Source organism: Hoeflea sp., from assembly GCF_984452065.1.
Genome location: NZ_CFHWAF010000015.1, coordinates 1 through 20,220 on the forward strand (window position 1 = coordinate 1; position 20,220 = coordinate 20,220).

At 61.0% G+C, this 20,220-nt stretch carries 16 protein-coding genes; 9 read left to right on the forward strand and 7 right to left on the reverse strand.

Annotated features, from left to right (window positions below; all coding sequences use genetic code 11):
* The 3 genes from AC5E6N_RS04840 to AC5E6N_RS04850 all read right to left on the reverse strand — a co-directional run.
* On the reverse strand, positions 1–1,538 hold a 1,538-nt coding region (locus tag AC5E6N_RS04840), incomplete at its 3' end, for an FAD-dependent oxidoreductase (protein ID WP_491746756.1).
* A gap of 167 nt (positions 1,539–1,705) precedes the next feature.
* On the reverse strand, positions 1,706–2,626 hold the full coding sequence (locus AC5E6N_RS04845) for a bifunctional enoyl-CoA hydratase/phosphate acetyltransferase (RefSeq protein WP_491746757.1): 921 nt from the start codon (positions 2,624–2,626) through the stop codon (positions 1,706–1,708).
* A complete protein-coding gene (locus AC5E6N_RS04850; RefSeq protein ID WP_491746758.1) occupies positions 2,623–2,913 on the reverse strand; it encodes a hypothetical protein in 291 nt (96 codons plus the stop codon). Before AC5E6N_RS04850 ends, AC5E6N_RS04845 begins: the two co-directional genes overlap by 4 nt.
* Positions 2,914–2,986: 73 nt before the next feature.
* Here AC5E6N_RS04850 and pdxR point away from each other — a divergent pair, with 73 nt between their 5' ends.
* Both pdxR and xsc read left to right on the forward strand, forming a co-directional pair.
* Complete coding sequence (gene pdxR / locus AC5E6N_RS04855) at positions 2,987–4,465, forward strand: MocR-like pyridoxine biosynthesis transcription factor PdxR (RefSeq protein ID WP_491746759.1); 1,479 nt, start codon at positions 2,987–2,989, stop codon at positions 4,463–4,465.
* Positions 4,466–4,631: 166 nt separating this feature from the next.
* Positions 4,632–6,407, forward strand: coding sequence for a sulfoacetaldehyde acetyltransferase (gene xsc / locus AC5E6N_RS04860; RefSeq protein WP_491746760.1), 1,776 nt, complete (start codon positions 4,632–4,634; stop codon positions 6,405–6,407).
* 115 nt (positions 6,408–6,522) lie between these two features.
* Here the strand turns inward: xsc and AC5E6N_RS04865 are convergent, their stop codons facing one another.
* Positions 6,523–8,103: a trimethylamine methyltransferase family protein gene (locus AC5E6N_RS04865; protein WP_491746761.1), complete on the reverse strand. Its 1,581-nt coding sequence runs from the start codon at positions 8,101–8,103 to the stop codon at positions 6,523–6,525.
* A 404-nt stretch (positions 8,104–8,507) separates the two neighbouring features.
* On the opposite strand from AC5E6N_RS04865, the gene AC5E6N_RS04870 reads away from it, so the two are divergent.
* The 3 genes from AC5E6N_RS04870 to AC5E6N_RS04880 all read left to right on the forward strand — a co-directional run bounded on the left by AC5E6N_RS04870 (position 8,508) and on the right by AC5E6N_RS04880 (position 11,249).
* On the forward strand, positions 8,508–9,494 hold the full coding sequence (locus tag AC5E6N_RS04870; protein ID WP_491746762.1) for a taurine ABC transporter substrate-binding protein: 987 nt from the start codon (positions 8,508–8,510) through the stop codon (positions 9,492–9,494).
* A gap of 101 nt (positions 9,495–9,595) precedes the next feature.
* Positions 9,596–10,363 carry a taurine ABC transporter ATP-binding protein gene (locus AC5E6N_RS04875; RefSeq protein ID WP_491746792.1) on the forward strand — a complete coding sequence of 256 codons (768 nt, stop codon included), beginning with the start codon at positions 9,596–9,598 and terminating at the stop codon, positions 10,361–10,363.
* A gap of 19 nt (positions 10,364–10,382) precedes the next feature.
* Positions 10,383–11,249, forward strand: coding sequence for an ABC transporter permease (locus tag AC5E6N_RS04880; RefSeq protein ID WP_491746763.1), 867 nt, complete (start codon positions 10,383–10,385; stop codon positions 11,247–11,249).
* A 69-nt stretch (positions 11,250–11,318) separates the two neighbouring features.
* On the opposite strand, the gene AC5E6N_RS04885 is transcribed toward AC5E6N_RS04880, so the two are convergent.
* Both AC5E6N_RS04885 and AC5E6N_RS04890 read right to left on the reverse strand, forming a co-directional pair.
* Complete coding sequence (locus AC5E6N_RS04885; protein WP_491746764.1) at positions 11,319–13,754, reverse strand: GcvT family protein; 2,436 nt, start codon at positions 13,752–13,754, stop codon at positions 11,319–11,321.
* A gap of 20 nt (positions 13,755–13,774) precedes the next feature.
* A complete protein-coding gene (locus AC5E6N_RS04890; RefSeq protein ID WP_491746765.1) occupies positions 13,775–14,374 on the reverse strand; it encodes a helix-turn-helix domain-containing protein in 600 nt (199 codons plus the stop codon).
* A gap of 314 nt (positions 14,375–14,688) precedes the next feature.
* On the opposite strand from AC5E6N_RS04890, the gene AC5E6N_RS04895 reads away from it, so the two are divergent.
* From AC5E6N_RS04895 to AC5E6N_RS04910, 4 genes are read left to right on the forward strand one after another with little or no spacing between them, the layout of a single operon-like run.
* Positions 14,689–15,387, forward strand: coding sequence for an ABC transporter ATP-binding protein (locus AC5E6N_RS04895; protein ID WP_491746766.1), 699 nt, complete (start codon positions 14,689–14,691; stop codon positions 15,385–15,387).
* Positions 15,384–16,586 (forward strand): ABC transporter permease, encoded by a 1,203-nt coding sequence (locus AC5E6N_RS04900; RefSeq protein WP_491746767.1) that lies wholly within the window; start codon positions 15,384–15,386, stop codon positions 16,584–16,586. The genes AC5E6N_RS04895 and AC5E6N_RS04900 overlap by 4 nt, the downstream gene beginning before the upstream one ends.
* Positions 16,583–18,079 (forward strand): TolC family protein, encoded by a 1,497-nt coding sequence (locus AC5E6N_RS04905; protein WP_491746768.1) that lies wholly within the window; start codon positions 16,583–16,585, stop codon positions 18,077–18,079. Before AC5E6N_RS04900 ends, AC5E6N_RS04905 begins: the two co-directional genes overlap by 4 nt.
* Before the next feature lie 2 nt (positions 18,080–18,081).
* Positions 18,082–19,440, forward strand: a complete 1,359-nt coding sequence (locus tag AC5E6N_RS04910; RefSeq protein WP_491746769.1) for an efflux RND transporter periplasmic adaptor subunit — start codon at positions 18,082–18,084, stop codon at positions 19,438–19,440.
* Positions 19,441–19,493: 53 nt separating this feature from the next.
* Here the strand turns inward: AC5E6N_RS04910 and AC5E6N_RS04915 are convergent, their stop codons facing one another.
* Positions 19,494–19,961 (reverse strand): hypothetical protein, encoded by a 468-nt coding sequence (locus tag AC5E6N_RS04915; protein ID WP_491746770.1) that lies wholly within the window; start codon positions 19,959–19,961, stop codon positions 19,494–19,496.
* Positions 19,962–20,220: the final 259 nt, after the last annotated feature.

Here is a 20,220-nt window from a genome sequence, read left to right on the forward strand (position 1 = left end):
CCGCAGATGCGCTGCAGGACATCCATGGCATCCGGGCCCTCGACGAGGAACTTGCCGAACGCCGAAAGATCGAACGCTGCGGCCTTCTCGCGCACGGCGCGGTGTTCTCCCGCCGCGTATTCGAACCAGTTCTGCCGGCCCCAGCTATACTCATATTCCGGTTTGACACCCTTTTTGAGATCGTCTGCCGGCACAAACCAGTGCGGCCGCTCCCAGCCGGCGGTTTCGCCGAAACACGCGCCACGCTCGGCCATCCTGTCGTGAAACGGCGTATGACGCACGTCGCGGGCGGTCTCGTATTGCCGGTACGGAAAATGATCGGCGTAAAGCAGGCCGAGCGTTTCGCTCACGCGGTTCTTCAGATAGGTCCGGTTGCCCTGGTAGGCCGACATGCGCCTGATGTCCACGTCCCACAGATCGAAGGGCGGCGCTCCGCCCACGATCCACTCGGCGAGCGCCTTTCCGGCGCCGCCGGCGGACTGGATGCCGACGGAATTGAAGCCGGCGGCGACAAAGACGTTTTCAACCTCCGGCGCTGGACCGAGCAGATAGCGGTCATCCGGCGTGAAACTCTCAGGGCCGTTGAAGAAGGTGTGTATTCCCGCGGTTTCCAGCAGCGGCAGCCGCTCGACCGCCTTCTCCAGAACCGGCTGGAAATGGTCGAAATCCTCCGGCAGTTCATCGAAGCAGAAATCGTCCGGAATGCCGTCCATGCCCCAGGGCTTCGACACCGGTTCGAAGGCGCCGAGCAGGATCTTGCCCGCATCCTCCTTGTAATAGGCGCATTCGTCGGGAACGCGCAGCACCGGCAGATTGCCCGGCAGGTCGGGAACCGCCTCGGTCAGGATGTAGAAGTGCTCACAGGCATGCAACGGCACGGTCACGCCGGCCATGCGGCCCACTTCATGCGCCCACATGCCGGCGCAGTTGACCACGATATCGGCGCTGATCTCGCCCTTGTCCGTCAACGCGCCCGTCGCACGGCCGTCCTTGACGTGGATCGCTTCCACCTTGGTGTTCTCAAACACCCTGGCGCCCTTTTGCCGCGCACCGCGCGAAAGCGCCATCGCGATATTGGCCGGATCGCCCTGACCGTCCAGCGGTATATGCAGGCCGCCAACCACGTCTTCGGTATTGAGATAGGGGTACATCTCCCCGCACTCCGAAGGGCTGAGCACATTGACCTCCACGCCATGGGTCTTGGCCATGGAGGCGTTGCGCAGGAATTCTTCCATACGGTGCCCGGTTACCGCGACCGCGAGCGAGCCGTTCCGCTTGAAGCCCGTCGCGATACCGGTCTCTTCCTCGAGCTTGCCGTAGAGCTCCTGGCTGTACTTGGCCAAGCGCGTCATATTGATGGTGGCGCGCAATTGCGCGATCAGGCCGGCGGCATGCCAGGTGGTGCCGCATGTCAGTTGCTTGCGCTCGACAAGGGTGACGTCGCTCCACCCCAGATGGGCCAGGTGATAGGCAACGGAGCATCCGACGACCCCGCCACCGATGATGAGGACCTGCGTGTGTTTGGGAAAGTCTGCCATGATTGTCTCCCGGCGAAAAACGGCCAAACCGCCTTCGTGAAATTTTGGGCGATATTTTCACGAAAAGGGCAAAACGTCCAGACGGTCGGGAGAAATTTTTTGGCCCCGTCGGCATCAAATGGAATGCCGGGGTTTTTTCGGGAAATCGCCGCAGGAGCGGCCGCAGGCTACGCAATATCGGAGCACAGCTTGGCCAGCGCGATGGAGGCGAGACGCGCCTCCGCCGGGTCGGCGCGACTTGTCAGGACGATGGGAATGCGCCCGCCCAGAACCACACCGGCCGCGCAGGCGGAGTTGAAGTAAACCATCATCTTGAACAGCGCATTGCCCGTTTCGATATTCGACACGACAAGAATGTCGGCATGCCCTGCAACGGGATTGTCGATGCCCTTGAGCTTTGCCGTCGCCGGCGAAACCGCATTGTCGAATGCCAGCGGTCCGAAGACATCCGCATTCTCCACATTCTGCGCCGCCCAGTCGGAGAGTTCCGCCGCCTCCATGCTTGACGGCATCTGCGGCAGCGGCGTTTCCGTTGCGGAAAGCAGCGCGACCTTCGGGCGTTCGATCCCGACAGCCCGGGCAAGGCCGGCCGCATTGACGACCACCGCCTTTTTGGTGGTGGCATCCGGCGCGATGTTCACAGCCGCGTCGGTGATGATCAGCGGTCTGTCCCCGCCGGGAACCGTAATATGAAAACAATGGGTCATGCGGCGGCCCGGCTGGCGGATCCCGACCTCAGCCTTCAGGAGCGCCGCCATATACGCGTCGGTGTGCACGTGCCCTTTGACCACGACACCGATATCGGCCTCAGAGGCCCGCAAGGCCGCCTGCCGGGCAACGGCTTCATCGCCGGAGGCCTCGATCACCTCGACGCCGTCGAGACCGAAGCCGATCGCGCCGGCTATTGTCTCAACGGTCGTCGTCTCCCCCACAAGAACGGGAACAATAAGCCCCGCCGCAACGGCATCGCGCACGCTCTCCATGACCATATCCCGGTGCGCCCCGGCAATGACCGCCTTTGCGGCATCACCGCCTTTTGCGCGGCGCATCAAGGCGGCGGGGAGTTCAACCGGTGCTTCGCTGATCATGTGGATTCAGTCTCCTGAACGCAAATCTGACATATTGATGGTCCCAGTTCCTGCGCATCTGGCTCTTTCCAACCTTCCAGACCGCAATCCAAAGATCTCGGATTGAATTTCGAGACACTGTTCAGAGAGGCGATTTTAACGAAAAGAAATAACCGGTTACGCGAGAATTCCAAACATTTGCAGGAGCTGTGGTGAACCTGTTCTGGCACCAATCGCACCTCGACCACATCGCGGTCCATAACCAGTCGGAAAAAATCTGCGGTCCAGGTCTTGATCTGGCCTGCCATTTTGGCCTCATATTAGAACCAGTGTGGTTCGATCGGCGAACCGTGACCGGAGAGGCAGGGCAACCCGAATATCATGCGCAATTCGCTTTTTCATATCGAACGGATGGAAATGACCACGCTGCAGACGCAGATCCGCGAGATGCTGGTGTCGGCCATGCTGTCCGGACAATTGCCGATCGGAGCGCCGATCCCCTCGACGCGGGCAATGGCAAAACGGCTGAAAGTATCGCGCAACACCGTCATGCTGGCCTATCAGGCACTGGCGTCGGACGGTTATCTGGTCGCCCGGGAGCGTTCGGGCTTTTATGTGTCGCCGAACATCCATGACGGCACGGTCGCCGGCATTCCGCAGCCCAAACCCGCGCTCGCCGACGAACCGGAACCCGACTGGGACGGGCGTTTCAGGGTTCAGCCGAGCGGCCAGGTCAATATCGAAAAGCCGGTGAACTGGCACGACTACCCCTACCCTTTTATCTACGGTCAGGCGGACGCCGCGCTGTTTCCGATCGCGGCCTGGCGCGACTGCATGCGCCAATCGATGGGCAGGAAGTGGCTCGACGCCTGGACCAATGATCATTTTGCCGAGGATGACCGTATCCTCATCGAGCAGATACGCCAGCGCATCCTGACCCGCCGCGGCATTCTGGCAAATCCGGATGAGATCCTTGTCACCCTCGGGGCGCAGAACGCGCTCTACATCCTTTCCAGCCTTCTGGTTAAGCGCAACACCACCGTCGCTATCGAGGATCCCGGCTACCCGGACATAAGGAATATCTTCCAGCTCCGCACCGAGCACATCCGCCATGTTCCGGTCGACCGCGAGGGTATTACCATCGACAAGGAACTGATGGGGTCGGAACTGGTGTTCGTGACGCCGAGCCATCAATATCCGACCAATGCCACGATGAGCCTCGAACGCCGGAAGGCCCTGCTCGATTGGGCCGCGACCAACAACGGCCTGATCATCGAAGACGATTACGAGTTCGAGACGAATTACGAAGGCGAGCCGACACCGGCGCTCAAATCGCTCGATCACGGGCAACGCGTCCTTTATGTGGGCAGCCTGTCGAAATCGCTGATGCCGGGTTTGCGCATGGGCTTCATGGTCGCTCCGGCGGCGCTTATCAGGGAGGCGCGGGCGTTGCGCCGCCTCATGCTGCGCCACCCGCCGGGCAACAATCAGGGCGTTGTCGCGCTGTTCCTCGCACTCGGCCATCACGATACGCTGATCGGACGCCTGCATCGCAGCTATCGCAGCCGCTGGATCGCCATGGGCGATGCGCTCGAAAAGCACTTTCCCGGATGGGCCGAAACCCCCGGTTTCGGCGGCACGTCCTACTGGGTCAAAGGCCCGGAATGGCTGGACTCAACGGTGCTTGCCGCGCGCGCGCTCGAAGAAGGCGTCATCATCGAGCCGGGCGACATCTATTTCTCCGAACCGGAAAAGCACCGCAACTATTTCAGACTGGGGTTTTCGTCGATTGCCGAAGAGCGCATCGAGCCGGGCATTGAACGCCTGGCCGGAATTGTCCGCCGGATGGAAACGGATTAACGCGCGCTGGTTCAGACTATTGGACCGATCTGGTTCTACGACATGGTGCCAGTCTGCCCCTATCAAGCAGGCATCCTGGAGCAAGTCCGTCGTAAAACGGACGTGCTCCAGGTGCGTGACCCGGCACGCCCGCACCCACCAGCCAAGCGAAAGAGGATTTTCTGCAATGAAGATGACGACTGAAGAGGCCTTCGTGAAGGTTCTGCAGATGCACGGGATCGAACACGCATTCGGGATTATCGGCTCGGCCATGATGCCGATTTCGGATCTGTTCCCCAAGGCCGGTATCACCTTCTGGGATTGTGCACACGAAACCAATGCCGGCATTATCTGCGACGGCTACACCAGAGCCACCGGCAAGGTTGCGATGGCGATCGCCCAGAACGGCCCGGGCATCACCAATTTCGTCACCCCGATCAAGACCGCCTACTGGAACCACACGCCCATGCTGCTGGTCACGCCGCAGGCGGCCAACAAGACCATCGGACAAGGCGGGTTTCAGGAAGTCGAGCAGATGGCGCTTTTCCGCGACATGGTCTGCTACCAGGAAGAAGTACGCGACCCCTCGCGCGTGGCAGAGGTCCTCAACCGCGTCATTGAAAAAGCCATAAGGGGATCGGCTCCGGCGCAGATCAACATCCCGCGCGACTACTGGACTCAGGTGATCGACATCGAGCTGCCGCAGATCGTGCGCCTGGAGCGCCCGGCCGGCGGGGCGGATGCCATCGACCGCGCCGCCGAACTGCTGTCCAACGCGAGTTTCCCGGTCATCCTGTCGGGCGCAGGTGTGGTGATCGGCGGCGCGATCCCTGAATGCCAGGCCCTCGCCGAACGCCTTGATGCGCCCGTCGCGAGCGGCTATCAGCACAATGACAGCTTCCCGGGCAGCCACCCGCTCGCCTGCGGCCCGCTGGGTTACAACGGCTCCAAGGCGGCGATGGAACTCATCTCCAAGGCCGATGTCGTGCTCGCGCTCGGCACCCGCCTCAACCCGTTCTCGACCCTGCCGGGCTACGGCATCGACTACTGGCCCAGGGAGGCCAGCATCATCCAGGTGGACATCAACTCCGACCGCATCGGCCTGACCAAGAAAGTCACCGTCGGCATTTGCGGCGACGCCAGGCAGGTCGCGGCGCAGCTGCTTGAGAAGCTGTCACCCTCTGCCGGCGACAATGGCCGCGCCGAGCGCAAGGCGCTGATCCACCAGACCAAATCCGCATGGCTTCAGACACTCAGCAGCATGGATCACGAGGACGACGATCCGGGAACAAGCTGGAACGAGGACGCCCGCGGCCGCGAGCCCGAGCGCATGTCCCCGCGCATGGCCTGGCGCGCGATCCAGTCCGGCCTGCCGAAAGAGGCCATCATCTCGTCCGACATCGGCAACAACTGCGCGATCGGCAACGCCTATCCGACCTTCGAGGAAGGCCGGAAATATCTGGCGCCCGGCCTGTTCGGCCCCTGCGGTTACGGTTTCCCGGCAATCCTCGGCGCGAAGATCGGCTGCCCCGACACACCGGTCGTCGGCTTTGCCGGCGACGGCGCCTTCGGCATTTCCATGAATGAAATGACCTCCTGCGGCCGCGAGGAGTGGCCGGCGATCACCATGGTCGTTTTCCGCAACTACCAGTGGGGCGCGGAAAAGCGCAACACGACGCTCTGGTTCGACAACAACTTCGTCGGCACCGAACTCGACCCGCAGCTGAGCTATGCCAAGGTCGCCGAGGGATGCGGACTGAAGGGCATCACGGTGAACAATCAGGAAGACCTGGCGAACGCGCTGCAGGAATCGTGCGAGGCACAGAAGAAGGGCGTCACCACCTTCATCGAGGTGATCCTCAACCAGGAACTGGGCGAGCCGTTCCGCCGCGACGCCATGAAGAAACCGGTCGAAGTCGCCGGCATCAATCCGGAAGACATGCGCCCGCAGCCCGGCGCCTAGCGGTCAGGCCGCAGGCGGCTTAAGGAACTGATCGGCACGTCGAGATTCGTGCCGATCAATGCCGCAAGCGAATGGGCGGACGATTTTGCGCGGCGCTTTGAAAGGGCTGCAACCCTCAGCGCTCGAACGCCTCCAACCTGATGTCGAACCGCGCGCGGATGGCCGCATCGGTCCCGGCCGGAACGTGGTCCGGTACGGTGGATGAGAGGATCCTGTTTTTCTCCGCGATCGCCGTCTCGACGATGTCCGGCCTGCCCTTTTCCACCCACTCCTTCGGGCTCGTCCGGTCGCCGATCACCGGGTAGATATACTCCGTTTCCATCAGCGCCAGCGTCTGTTCGTGACCGAGATAATGGCCCGGTCCGTTTGTGCAGACATCCGTGATCGTCGGCAGGGAGAGTGTCTCGTCCGTCACCTCAATACCGCGCACACAACGCAAACACTGGCCAAGCATGTCATTGTCGATGATCAGGCTCTCGAATGAAAATCCGAGCAGCGATGCATGCATGCCGGCGGATTCATAGACCATGTTCAGTCCCGAAAGACCGGCGAGCACATTGGTGATGCCCTTCTCATATCCGGACTGGACATCCGGCACTTTGGAATCGGCAATCCCCGCCGCTGCCCCGCCCGGCAGGTCGTAGAAATGGGACATCTGCGCACAGGCCGCCGAAAGCAGCGCCTGTTCGCCGGAACCGCCCGACATCGCCCCCGTCCTCAGATCCGAGACGAAGGGCCACGTTCCGAATATCGCCGGATGCCCCTCGCTGATGGCGTTGACATAGACAAGACCCGCAAGCACTTCGGCCACGGCCTGAACAACCGCGCCGGCAATCGCCGCGGGCGCCGTCGCACCCGCCTGCCCCGCCGACAGCAACAGAACCGGCATGCCGCCGCGCACACACTCTTCCAGCACCGCGCAGGCATCCTCGGCAAACCGCAACGGCGGAACCACGAAACAATTGGTGTTGGACACGAACGGTCTGGCGCGGAACGCCTCCTCGCCGCCGGCCACCATATGCAGGAGGTCCAGACATTTCGGCACGCTTTCGGCGAGCGTGAAACTGGTGCCCACATGTTTGCTTGTCCCCAGCACGCTGGCATAAAGCGTGTTGATGTCGAGATCGACCGGCTCTTCGATATCCCGCGCCACAAGCGGACGCTGGAAGAAATGCACATTGTCGAGCGTTTCGACGATGCGGGCTGCGTCATAGAGATCGCTCAGCACCGATTCGCGGTACTCACGTTTTTCGACATCGACAATATGGACCGCCGCGCCGGCGGTTCCGAAATGAACCCGGTGTCCCGACAAGGTCATGTCATGGGACGGATCCTGCCCGTGCAGCGTCAGGTTCCGCCCCGCCTTGCGGACCGTGTCCATCACCAGATTGCGCGGGAAACGCAGCCGGCCGTCGTCGCCGAAAACGGCGCCGGCCGCCATGCAGGCATCGATGCAGCTTTCGATGGGCTGGCCCATCCCGACATCCTCGAGGATCGTCAGCGCCGCCTCGTGTATCCGCTCCATGTCGTTCCGGGACAACGGCCTGTATGTATCGGACGACATTCCCGGTTTGACCGGCCGTATGGCCTTGTCTATCGGCGCCGCCCGCATGGCACGCCTCGCCTCGCGTCCGCCGGAGCGGCGTCTTGACCTTTCCACGCCCGGCACCTCCACCTCCTCCAACAACTTCGACATCGCCGATGAACCTCCACCCGACACAGTTTGTGGGACGCTATCACGCGATTTTACGTGCCGGATAGAACCAGATTTCACGAGTTGCGTTCGCACGGAATGGAGCCAGATACATGAAATCGCGGCGTCGATTTTCATGATATGGTTGAGATTCGCGGCAGAACTCGCCGTTTAGGACCACTGGCACCAAGCAGGACTCGTGGCTGGCACTACCTTTGGTCACTGCAATCATTGCCTAATGGAAACGGGAGCTCGGGAGTAACGTGGCGCTGCGCCGCAGGTGGTGGCTATGCCAACCGAACGGCCAACAACAATCGCGACATGATTTGTGCCCAATTCTCCCGTTGAACAACAACGCCGGAAAATCCGGCACCTGCAGTAACAAATCCAAACAAGGGGAATAATCCATGTCCGTCAAATCGAAACTGACAGCTCTTGCCAGTGGCGTGCTTCTGTCCGCACTCGGTGGCATTTCGAGCGCACTGGCTCTCGACGAGATCACAGTCGCATATTTTCTGGAATGGCCGACCGCCAACCAGGTTGCCCAGATGGAGGAAACCTACGACAAGGAACTCGGCGTCAAGGTCAACTGGCGCGCATTCGGCAACGGCAATGAAATGACGCAGGCGATGGTGTCCGGCGATGTGCAGATCGCCTACAGCCAGGGCTTCGTTCCGTTCGTCGTCGGTGTCAGCACCGGTGCGCCGTTGAAGCTCGTTGGCGTTGCGGTGACCTACGCCGAAAACGACCTTTGCATCGTTCACAACGATGCAGGCATCAACAAGGACAACGCCAAGGAACTGGAAGGCAAGAAGGTCGCGACGCCCATCGGTAACGTCACGCACTACAAATTGCTTCGCACGCTGGATCACCTCGGCGTCGACGTCAACAAGGTGAACCTCGTGCAGATGAATCCGCCGGACGGCGCCGTCGCACTGGCGCGCGGTGATGTCGCGATGGCTTGCGGCTTCGGTGGCGCCCTGACGCGCATGCGGGAAGTCGGCGAGCCGCTGATGACCGGCGCGGAGCAGGAAGCCATCGGCATCAACACCTTCGATATCGTGTCAGTGACCGAGGACTTCGCCGAGGAACATCCCGACCTCGTCGAGAAGTTCATGGCCGTCACCGAGGCAGCCAACGCGGCCTATAAGGCAGACCCGGATGCCGCCTATCCGATCATCGCCAGGGCTGCGGGCATGGACGAAGGCGCGACGAAGGACTACATGGCCAATTTCGGCTTCCCGAGCGCTGCGGACCAGAAAGGCGCAAACTGGCTCGGCGGCGGCGTCCAAGCGATGACCAAAGGCGTGGCGGACGTCATGGTCGAAGCCGGAGGCATGGATGCGGCTCTCGACAGCTATGACCAGTTCATCGATCCGAACTATCTGAACTAATGCCGCAAATCGAGCGGGCGGCCTTCGGGCCGCCCGTTTCGTCTCATCCACATCAAACATGGAGAGAGAAATTGACCGGCATTGTCATCGATAACATTTCCATGGTCTTCACGCTTCCCGGTGGCGGAGAGATCCATGCGCTCAACAACGTCAGTCTGGACATCAAGGAAGGGGAAATCGTCTCCGTCCTCGGACCTTCGGGCTGCGGCAAGACAACTTTGCTCAACATCGTCGCCGGGTTCCTGGCGCCGACCGCAGGCGAGATCCGCCTGAACCACCACACGGTGACCGGCCCCGGCTCCGAGCGCGGCATGGTGTTCCAGCAAGGGGCCCTCTTCGAATGGCTCACGGTCGCGCAGAACGTGGCGTTCGGCCCGAATATGGCGGGAAAACCCAAAGCCGAGACAGGCGAGAAGGTCGAGCACCTGCTGCAGACCGTCGGCTTGCAGGATTTCGGAGAAAAGCCCGTTTACCAGCTCTCCGGCGGCATGCAGCAGCGTGTGGCCCTGGCGCGGTGCCTGGCCAACGATCCCGATGTCATCCTGATGGACGAACCGCTCGGTGCCCTTGATGCCCTGACACGCGAGAAGATGCAGGGCCTCGTCCTCAAACTGTGGAAGGAAACCGGCAAGACGATCATCCTGATCACCCACTCGGTCGAGGAAGCGCTTTTCCTCGGCGAAAAGCTGATCGTGATGGCGCCAAGGCCGGGCCGCATCGAAAAAATCTACGAACTTCCCTTCGCCGATCTCGGCATCACTCAAAGTCCGCGCGACATCAAAGCCGGCGCCGACTTTGTCGAGAAGCGCGAGGAAATCCTCTCCATGATCTGGGAAATGGAAGAGGAAATCATGGGACAGACCGCATAGAGCGGACTGGAGAATGAAAATGGCAGAAAAAAAAGAACCATCGGAGGCGGCTATCTGGCTTGGCCTGGCGGACAACACGTTCACACGCCAGAAGACGGTCAAGTTCGGTGACGCCAGCGCGGTGAATTCGGGACGCTTCTACAGCATCCTCATCGTCTGTGGCCTCATCATGCTGTGGATACTTTCCTCACGTCTGGGTCTGGTCAGGGAGTTCTACTGGCCGACAATCGGCGGCACGATGAACCGCATCGTGATCCTCGTGACCGAAGGCTTCCGCAATGTGTCCCTTTGGGAACATGTCGGCATCAGCGTTTACCGCGTCCTGTCCGGCGTTCTCTACGGCGCGCTCGTCGGCATTCCGCTGGGCTTTGCCATGGGCCTGTCGTCAACCGCGCGCGGACTGTTCGACCCGATTGTCGAATTCATGCGTCCGATCCCGCCGCTGGCCCTGATCCCGCTGATCATCCTGTGGTTCGGCATCGATGAAACCGCCAAGATCTTCCTTCTCTTCCTGGCGTCGCTCTTCATCATGACGATCGCGGCCCGCGCCGGCGTCTCCAGCGTGCGCATCTCGAAGGTGCATGCGGCCTATTCCCTTGGCGCGTCGAAACTGCAGATCCTGCGCCATGTGATCCTGCCGAACGCCCTGCCGGAGATCTTCACCGGCCTGCGCACCTCGATGGGCGTGTGCTGGGGAACGGTCGTGGCCGCCGAACTGGTCGCCGCCGACAAGGGCGTCGGATCGATGATCATGATCGCCAAGAACTTCCTTCAGACCGACACGGTGGTGATCGGCATCATCATCATCGGCATCATCGGCTACGTCATCGAGATCATCATGCGCCATCTCGAAAGGCTGCTGATCCCCTGGAAGGGCAAAGGCTAGAAAACGGGCAATACCGCCCACAAAAAAGCCGCGGTCCGAGGATCGCGGCTTCTCATTTTCTGGTTCCGGCTATGCCCTTAGCCGCTCATTGTCCGGATCGTATATGACCTCGGGGACAACCGTCGCCTTGCGCATCTCGCCGAAGACGTCGATCAGAAGTTCGGTGCCCTCACCGGTATGTTCCGATGCGACGTAACCGAAGGCGATCGACTTGCCTGTCCGGTGGCCGAAGCCGCCCGACGTAATGAGCCCCACCTTCTGATCGCCGACGAAGACCGGGCTGCCATAGGCGGCTTCCGTGCGGTCCACAGCCTCCAGTTCCATGACGACAAAGCGCTCCGCAACGCCCTCCTGGCTCTGCTTGAGCAGCGCCTCGCGGCCGATGAAGCTGGCTTTGTTGAGGCGGACGAACCGGTCGACGCCTGATGTCAGCGGCGTATATTCCGACGACAGATCCTGCTTCCAGGCCCGATAGCCTTTTTCCAGACGCATGGAATCCATCGCATACATGCCGAACTGGCCGACGCCGTGCGGCTCGCCGGCGGCCTGCAATTGCGCGTGGACAGCCGGCATTGTCTCCAGCGGCATATGCAGCTCGTAGCCAAGCTCACCGACGAAGTTCACCCGCAACACCATGCCGCGTGCCATGCCGATGGTGATCGGCGTGGTGCAAAGCCATTTGAGCCCGTCATTCGACACGTCCTCGTCGGCGATCTCCGCCAGGATGTCCCGGGACTTCGGACCGGCCAGCACGATGGTGCCGTATCTGGCGGTGATATCCTCGAGCTTCACGCTGCCATCATCCGGCATGTGCTGCCGCAGCCAGTCGCGGTCGTGCCAGTATCCGGCCGCCGGACCGATCAGCCAGAAGCGATTGTCGTCAAGCCGGGTCACCGTCAGTTCGGTGACCACCCGGCCGCTCGGCGCGCATAGATAGGCAAGCGACACACGTCCGAGGCGCGGCAGCGCGCCGCTGATCATGCCGTCAAGCCAGTCCGAGGCGCCCTCGCCTGAAAGCTCGAAGCGGGTAAAGCCGGTCAGATCGAGTATGCCGGCCCGCTCGACCACGGTTTTGACCTCCTCTGCGACCGCATCGTCAAAATGCGGCTTGCCGTAGGTCAGGTCCGGTTCCGGACGGTCGCCCTCGCGGGCAAACCACAGGGGCCGCTCCCAGCCCCCGAAACTGCCGAACTGCGCGCCGCTTTCGACCAGCGTGTCGTAGAGCGGCGAGGTCTTGGCGGGACGCCCGGCCGGCCAGGGCCGGTGCGGCAGATGCATCGCATATTCGTTCTGATAGACCTCGATTGCCTTCACGGTCGCGTAGGTCCTGGTGGCGTAGTCGGTGAAGCGGCGCGGATCGACCATCCACAGATCGAGCTCCGTCTCGCCTTCGGTGATGTGCTCGGCAATGACCTTTCCGGCCCCGCCCGCCTGGCAGATGCCGAAGGTAAAGACGCAGGCCTCGTAGAAATTCGTCAGACCCGGCGCCGGACCGATCAGCGGCAACCCGTCAGGCGCATAGGGAATGGGCCCGTTGATCACCTTCTGGACACCACCCTCCGTCAGCATCGGAACCCGCTCGCAGGCGGCGTTGATATACCATTCCAGCCGCTCGAGATCGTCCGGGTAGAGCTGGAACGCGAAGTCCTCGGGCGCTCCCTCCTTCAGCCAGTGCGGCGTCGCCTGCCACTCATAGGGACCGAGAATGAAGCCCTTGCCCTCCTGGCGCAGATAGTAGCTGTCGTCCGGATCGCGCAGCATGGGTATCTTCGTGTCCATGGCCTCCAGTTCGCCGACGGCCTCGGTCACCAGATACTGGTGCGACATGGTCACCATCGGGATGTTGCGGCCGACCATGCGGCCGATCTCGTCGGCGTAGTAACCGGCGGCGTTGATGACGATCTCGGCGTTGATCGATCCCTTGTCGGTTTCGACGTCCCATGTGCCGTCCGGCCGCTGGCTCAAACCCGTCACCTTGGTGAAACGCACGATTTTTGCGCCTCTGTCGCGCGCGCCCTTGGCAAAGGCCTGCGTGAGCTGCGCCGGGTCGATATCGCCGTCCTCGGGGTCCCAGAGCCCGCCGACGAGATCGTGCGTCTCCATCCACGGAACCAGACGCTCTTTCATTTCCTGCGGGGACATGGTCTCCATCGCCATGCCGGCGGCGTTGGCCATCGCCGCCACATGTTCGAACTCCTGGGCACGCTCCTTGCTGTGGGCAAGACGCACCGCCCCGGTCATATGGCGGTTGATCGGATAATCGACCTCGTCGCCGAGACGGTTGTAAAGGCGGCTGCCGTAGTTCTGCAGCTTCATCAGGTTGAGATTGCCGGAAAAATTCGGCGTGTTGCCGGCGGCATGCCATGTCGAACCGGACGTCAGTTCGTTCTTTTCGATCAGCATGACGTCCGTCACGCCGGCGATCGCCAGATGATAAAGGCAGCTTGTACCGACGGCGCCACCGCCGATGATAACGACACGAGCATGGGAAGCGAGCTCGGCCATGGTAACCTCCCTGGTTGGGTTCAATAGATTGGCGGCGAGACAACCCAGATGGCCACGGCCGGTTCGCTGGAGTTGTTCTGCCAGTAGAATTCTTCTTCCTTGAAGCGAAAGCAGTCGCCCGCATGGACGGTGAAGCTCCGCTCCCCGATGCGCACGTCCAGTTGGCCGGACACCATGTAAGCGGTCTCCTCCGTCATGCGCAGATCCGGTTTGGGTGCCTTCGCGCCGGGCGCGAACACGCTGCGGATCACTTCATAGGACCCTGAAAGGTCCGGCGACAGCAGCTCTTCGGAAAGTCCGCCGCCAACGTCGCCACTCATGCGCCTGAGGCCTGCCCGGGTGATGCGGCCGCGCTCCTCCTCCGGCACGTCGCAGAGCACAAGAAACCAGCTGACGGGTACGTCGAAGAGCTTCGCGACCTGCCGCAGTTCCTCCGTCGACAACACCGAAATACCGCGCTCGACCTGGCTCAGAAATCCGACCGAACGGCCAAGCCGCTCGGACATCTCGGTCAGCGTCATGCCTTTCGACTGACGCACGGCCCTGAGGTCACGCCCGATATCCGCCGACAGATTGCCGGATTCGTCCCGTTGCGCCCGAATGGCGTCACCCGATGTCATTGGCTTTCCCAAATCACGTGGAGCGCACCGGGCAGCGCGCCCGCACGCATGATTGAACTTCGTTCAAGCCAAATGAAAAATCAACAGTTTTTTTCACAGAAATGGTCAAGCTCTGCGCTGACGGAGACGAACCGAGTGCTCAAATGATCCAAACCATCTGCCGCGCCCATCGGAAAACGCTCCGGCAGTTCTCAAAACACGCAATCGCTCCCATATTGCTGCGAACTCCTGCTTGCATACGCGAGAAATCTGCCCTTTAATTGAAGGCTCAGCCAAGCTACTCGTTAAAGATGAATTTTCCTTGAGAGGTCAACATGCTCGCAATCGAGGGTGTGAGCAAGATTTACGAAGGCCGGAATACGGCTTTGGTTCTCAAAGACGTCTCGCTATCGGTGAAACGTGGAGACTTCTGCGCTTTGACGGGCGCTTCCGGCTCCGGAAAAACGACGTTGATGAACCTCATCGGCTTGCTGGACCGCCCGACATCCGGGGTCATCGATATTGATGGGACAAACACCAACTCGCTTTCAGCGGACGCCGCAGCGGACTTGCGCAATCGCATGATCGGTTTTGTGTTTCAGTCCTTTCACCTTCTTCCGCGCCACAGCGCCATCGACAATGTCGCCCTGCCTTTGATCTATCGCGGCATCGGCAGGACAAAAAGGCGTGCGAAAGCGGCACAGGCTCTCCGGCAGGTCGGCCTTGGTGAGCGGATGTGGCACAAGCCGGACGAGTTGTCCGGGGGGCAGCGTCAGCGTGTCGCAATCGCCAGGGCACTGGTCGCAGGCCCGTCACTCCTTCTGGCTGACGAACCCACCGGCAATCTCGACAGCCAGACGGCTGCCGAGATCATATCCCTGTTTCTCACTTTAAGTGCGGAACTTGGCCTGACGGTCATTATGGTGACACATGACCCCACGATCGCGGCGCGCTGTCCGCGCCGGATCGTCATGCGCGACGGCCAGGTTTTCGATGACAGCCCGAACCGGCTTCGCGGCATCGAGGTTGCATGACCGTGCACGGAGCCATCATAAGCCGGGCGATCGTCAACGAGGCGATAGGAAACCTCAACGCCGTTGGCGGCAAGAGCCTGCTCGCCATTGTCGGCATCGTCATCGGGACGGCGGCGGTCATCACCATGCTTCATGTCGGCCACAACGCACGGCAAGCGGCATTGAGCCAGTTCGAAACCCTTGGCACCGACCTTGTGACGATGCGGCCGCAATCCGCTGATGGTCGGACGTCCGCGCACGTGTCCGTTGCCGACGTGCTCGACCTGCCAAAGCACGATATCGGCATTTCCGCTGCCTCTGCGATGGTAAAGGCGGGCGGGAAAATCCGGGCCGGCCGCAGCGAGGTGCAGGCCACACTCATAGCGGCAACCGACGGGATTTATGCTCTCGGCAAGGCCCGTGTCGAAAAGGGTCGCGCAACCTCCGATCTGGACGGCTTCGCCCCGTTCGCGGTTATCGGCTCGCGGATTGCCGCGGATATCCGGGCGGACAACGGAATGGCCGTCACCATAGGAGACCGGATCACCTTTCGAGGCCAGGTACTCACCGTAATCGGCATTCTCGAACAGACACCGGCGAACTTCATCCTGAACATGGAATTCAATCGCTCGGTCATTGTGCCATTTGCCGCCGCGCGACGCATCACAACGAACCCGGCCATCACCAGCATCGCCGGCCGCCTGTCAGACGGCCGGGACGATGTGGAGGCCGCCGCGAATGTCCGGGATTACTTCGCGAAACGCATGGCGAGCGGTTTCATGCAGGTGACGACGGCACGGGAGATGATCGCCAGTATTCAGGAGCAGATGAGAATCTACGCGACGCTGATCCTCGGCATCGGCGCCGTTTCGCTGGTGGTCGGCGGTGTCGGCATCATGAATGTGATGCTGATGAGTGTTATAGAGCGGCGTCAGGAGATTGGTTTGCGGTTGGCGGTCGGCGCCAAACGCAGCGACATTCGGCTGATGTTTCTTTGCGAGACCCTTATCCTGGCGACGATAGGCAGCGCCATCGGCACGGCATTGGGTTATCTTGCCGGCTGGATTTTCGTCGGCGGCTCCGGATGGCAATTCGAGCCGGCTCCGGCCGCCTTGCCCCTCGGGGCCGGCATGGCATTGATCGTCGGCCTGTTCTTCGGCATCTATCCGGCGACGCGCGCCGCGCGCCTTGATCCTGTTGCGGCATTGAGAAGCGAATGATCAAGCTGGTTCACACACTCCTGTTCGCCCTGGCCGGCCTGACGATGACGGCCGCTACGGTCTCAGCGGAACTGAAAATCCCGATCCCGACCCCGCGTCCGGATTACGTCGCGGGAGCGGTGATACAGCAGCCCCGTACAAACCGTACGACGCTGACCGGCACGCAATTGACGCTGGCGGATGCCGTGTTCCTGGGATTGCGCAACAACCGCGGCATCAAGAGTGCCTATATCGACCGGATTGCGCAAAAGTTCGATTTGCGTGTCGCCGAAGACCGGTTCAATCCGCGGTTTTCCGTGTCAGGTCAGGCTTCGCGCCAACGTATAGGCAATGTCGTCAGCACGACGGTTGACGTTTCTCCCGGTGTCTCGATGCTCACCAGGACAGGAGCCAAGTTCGATTTTGCCTGGAACACGTCTGGTTCTTCCGGCGACGATGGCCGTACCTTGACATCAACAGCGGACATCGCGGTCGCACAACCCTTGCTGCGCGGCGCCGGCATCGATGTGAACCTGGTTCCCGTGAAGCAGGCACGATTGGGTGAGAAGATCAACCGCCTGCGCCTGAACGCGATTGTCTCCGAGAGCATCGGCAATATCATCTTCGCCCATCGCGACCTGTTTCTGGCCCAGCAGGAATTGGAACTGACGGAAAACGCCGTTGCCCGGGCACAGGATCTGCTGAACATCAATCGCGCTCTGATCGCCTCCGGCCGCATGGCGAAGATGGATGCGGTGCAGACCGAAGCGGACCTTGAAGTCCAGCGCCTCAATGTGCTGCAGGCGAAACAGCAAATCGAGGCGGCGCAACTGTCGCTTGTCAACCTGCTTGGGCTTGATCCCGGCACGAAGGTCGTTGCAGTGGAATCGCTGAAGCTGGAAAAGATCGCGATGGAGGTGAACCAGTTGATCGGTCTGGCACTTGCACTGCGACCGGACTATCAGGGCCAGCTTCATGTCGTCGAACAGAACCGCCTCGGGATCGTGGTGGCGAAGAACGAACAGCTCTGGGACATCGATCTGTTCGCGCGGGGCAGATTCGGCAGTGAGTTCACCAGCGGATCGTCGGCGCGGGGCGTCGCGGATATCATAGGAGGAATCCGCTTCACCATTCCCATCAACGATCTTGAACGGCAACAGCAACTCGTGCAGGCGGACACCACGTATCGCGGCTCCGAGATCCGGTTGGCGGAAATTCGCGCCGGTGTGGAAACACAAATCCGGGGGAGCGCGGCGGATGTGGCCCTTTTGTGGCAACAACTCGCTATCGCGAAACGATCGAGCGACCTAGCCGCCCGCGCCATCGAGATCGAGAAACTGAAACTGAACGCCGGCCGCTCGACGACATTCCAGGTCAGGTCCCTGGAAGACAATCTGCGCACGGCTGAAAATGATCTTCTCGCGGTCCGGATCGGCTACCTCAATGCGCTGACGCGACTCGATCTGCAACTTGGAACGACGCTTGCCACGTGGCGCATCGCGTTGAAGGACTGAGCATGACCAGTGTTACAGAAAACCGGCAATCTGAGGATCTGACGGAACCCTGCGCAAGCGAGCTCCTGTCGTTGCGTGAACCGTCCGTGCAACCGCACCGGGCGAAGCTGTGGGCGGCGCTCTCGGCCGGAGCGGCGATCGCCTGTCTCGGTGCCGGTGCGTGGCTATGGCAAACCGCAAACACCGCGCCGGTGCGGGACCCGATGAAAGCTGCTCCCGCGAACCAGGCGATTGTCGTGGCGCCGCGGGCCGTATCGCAACAACTCGACATAACCGGCACGATCGCGGCCGGCAGAACGGTTGCCATCGTCGCACCGTTCGATGGCGTCATTCGCGACAGACAGGTGCGGTTGGGTGATCATGTCAATGTTGGCGATGTCCTGGTGGTCATGGACACCGGCGATATCACGAGCCGCTACCGGGATGCGTTGTCGGCCTATCTGAAAGCCGCGATGGCGAGCGATGCGATAGACAAGTGGGACACCAGCCCCGACGTATTGCGGGCCAGGCGTTCGCTCGAAGCCGCCGAGGTTCGGCTCGCCTCGCTCGAACGTGAGGTGGCGGAACTGAAAGCACTGCTGGATCAAGGGATCGTGTCGCGCAACGAATATGAGGGCATGGTTCAGCAGCGCAATGCCCAGCGCAATACGGTCGCCGGTGCCAAGGATGACCTGGCGACGACCTTGGCGCGCGGCAATGCCGACAATCGCAGGCTTGCAGCGCTCGAACTGGAGAACGCCGAAAGCCGGATGAACGATCTCAAGCTGCAGATGGCGGGCGCAGAGGTGACAACGGCACTTGCCGGTATCCTGACCCGTCCTCCATTAAATGGAAACGGCGGTGACCAGCCTTCGACGGACCCGGGGGCCAGCGTGACCCGCGGAACCGCTCTGTTCTCCGTTGCCGACACGACAAGTTTCACGGTGACCGGAGCGGTCGATGAGATCGACATCAATCGGGTCAAGGTCGGACAGCCCGTGACAATCGTCAGCGAAGCGTTCCCCGGAACGGCGATCACCGGCAGGATCGTCGGTGTCAGTGCGGAGGCTGCGACCGGGCAAACCGGTTCCAGCGTACCCTCGTTCGAGGTGCGGGCTTCCTTTGTTGTCGAGGATGACACATTGCGGCAGGCCGTCCGGATCGGCATGTCGGCCCGTATGACGATCGAGACCTATGCCAATCCCGCCGCGCTGATTGTGCCGCCGCTTGCCGTCATCAACAGTGCAACCGGCGCAAGCATTCGCATTCGACGAAATGGCGAGGTAATGACGGTCCCGGTGCTGCTCGGCGCGACCTTTCCGGCGGGCGTTGAGGTGGTGTCAGGGCTGTCGGCAGGAGATGTGGTGTTACCGATGAATTGAAATAACAGCAAAAGAGAGGGCGCTGCAGAGCGCCCTCAGTTTGTGCTGTTTGCTTATGAATCTGCCGCGTAATAACGAACGCTCCAGTTGACATTTCCTTGGTTATCAATCCGGGGCGTAGAGAGTTGGGTGCAAGTCGCATTGCTGGCATAGGGAACCCAGCCATGCGCAATGACGCTCGTGATGTCGCCGTTACTGTTCACTGCAACCGTGATCCTCGCCCTGCAGCCCTTCTCAACAAGGAAGCTGCCGAAGGGTGACTCGAAACGCGCCGAATAGTCGGTGATGTAAGTCATGTAGGAGACGCCATAGTTCGACGCTGCCGACGATGTTCCCGAGCCATTTGGCGCTATCGACTGGGTGGAAGAGGTGCTGCATCCGTTGCAACTGGCGGCCTCCAGATAGATCCTCTTCCCGGACGCATTGGTGATCGTCAAATTGACATCGCCGGCAGCGGCGGTCGCAGCCCCCGAAAGTGAGACTGCTGCGGCAATCAAAAGGGATTTCAGAAACGTTTTCATTCAATCGGCTCCTGTGTTGATCTCCAACCATCCTGGGTTGACACAGACATCCTGCAATCAACGCAAGCAGGATACAACCAAAAGATTATGTAATTTCTGTGACAATTTATGAGAGCGGATATTTCATATACGAATTCTTGTCTGAATCGACCATAAACCTATGGTGGAAATTAACCGGATTTTCATTTCTGATTGTCATCATACGATTCGAGCATGACGCCCTTCCAGCCGCATGATGCTGTCCGGGAAACACGGACGC

Bases quoted from the DNA above. Each gene is read 5' to 3' on its own strand.
- AC5E6N_RS04845 (WP_491746757.1), bottom strand. From the start codon at position 2,626: ATGATCAGCGAAGCACCGGTTGAACTCCCCGCCGCCTTGATGCGCCGC.
- AC5E6N_RS04850 (WP_491746758.1), bottom strand. From the start codon at position 2,913: ATGGCAGGCCAGATCAAGACCTGGACCGCAGATTTTTTCCGACTGGTT.
- pdxR (WP_491746759.1), top strand. From the start codon at position 2,987: ATGCGCAATTCGCTTTTTCATATCGAACGGATGGAAATGACCACGCTG.
- xsc (WP_491746760.1), top strand. From the start codon at position 4,632: ATGAAGATGACGACTGAAGAGGCCTTCGTGAAGGTTCTGCAGATGCAC.
- AC5E6N_RS04865 (WP_491746761.1), bottom strand. From the start codon at position 8,103: ATGTCGAAGTTGTTGGAGGAGGTGGAGGTGCCGGGCGTGGAAAGGTCA.
- AC5E6N_RS04870 (WP_491746762.1), top strand. From the start codon at position 8,508: ATGTCCGTCAAATCGAAACTGACAGCTCTTGCCAGTGGCGTGCTTCTG.
- AC5E6N_RS04875 (WP_491746792.1), top strand. From the start codon at position 9,596: ATGGTCTTCACGCTTCCCGGTGGCGGAGAGATCCATGCGCTCAACAAC.
- AC5E6N_RS04880 (WP_491746763.1), top strand. From the start codon at position 10,383: ATGGCAGAAAAAAAAGAACCATCGGAGGCGGCTATCTGGCTTGGCCTG.
- AC5E6N_RS04885 (WP_491746764.1), bottom strand. From the start codon at position 13,754: ATGGCCGAGCTCGCTTCCCATGCTCGTGTCGTTATCATCGGCGGTGGC.
- AC5E6N_RS04890 (WP_491746765.1), bottom strand. From the start codon at position 14,374: ATGACATCGGGTGACGCCATTCGGGCGCAACGGGACGAATCCGGCAAT.
- AC5E6N_RS04895 (WP_491746766.1), top strand. From the start codon at position 14,689: ATGCTCGCAATCGAGGGTGTGAGCAAGATTTACGAAGGCCGGAATACG.
- AC5E6N_RS04900 (WP_491746767.1), top strand. From the start codon at position 15,384: ATGACCGTGCACGGAGCCATCATAAGCCGGGCGATCGTCAACGAGGCG.
- AC5E6N_RS04905 (WP_491746768.1), top strand. From the start codon at position 16,583: ATGATCAAGCTGGTTCACACACTCCTGTTCGCCCTGGCCGGCCTGACG.
- AC5E6N_RS04910 (WP_491746769.1), top strand. From the start codon at position 18,082: ATGACCAGTGTTACAGAAAACCGGCAATCTGAGGATCTGACGGAACCC.
- AC5E6N_RS04915 (WP_491746770.1), bottom strand. From the start codon at position 19,961: ATGAAAACGTTTCTGAAATCCCTTTTGATTGCCGCAGCAGTCTCACTT.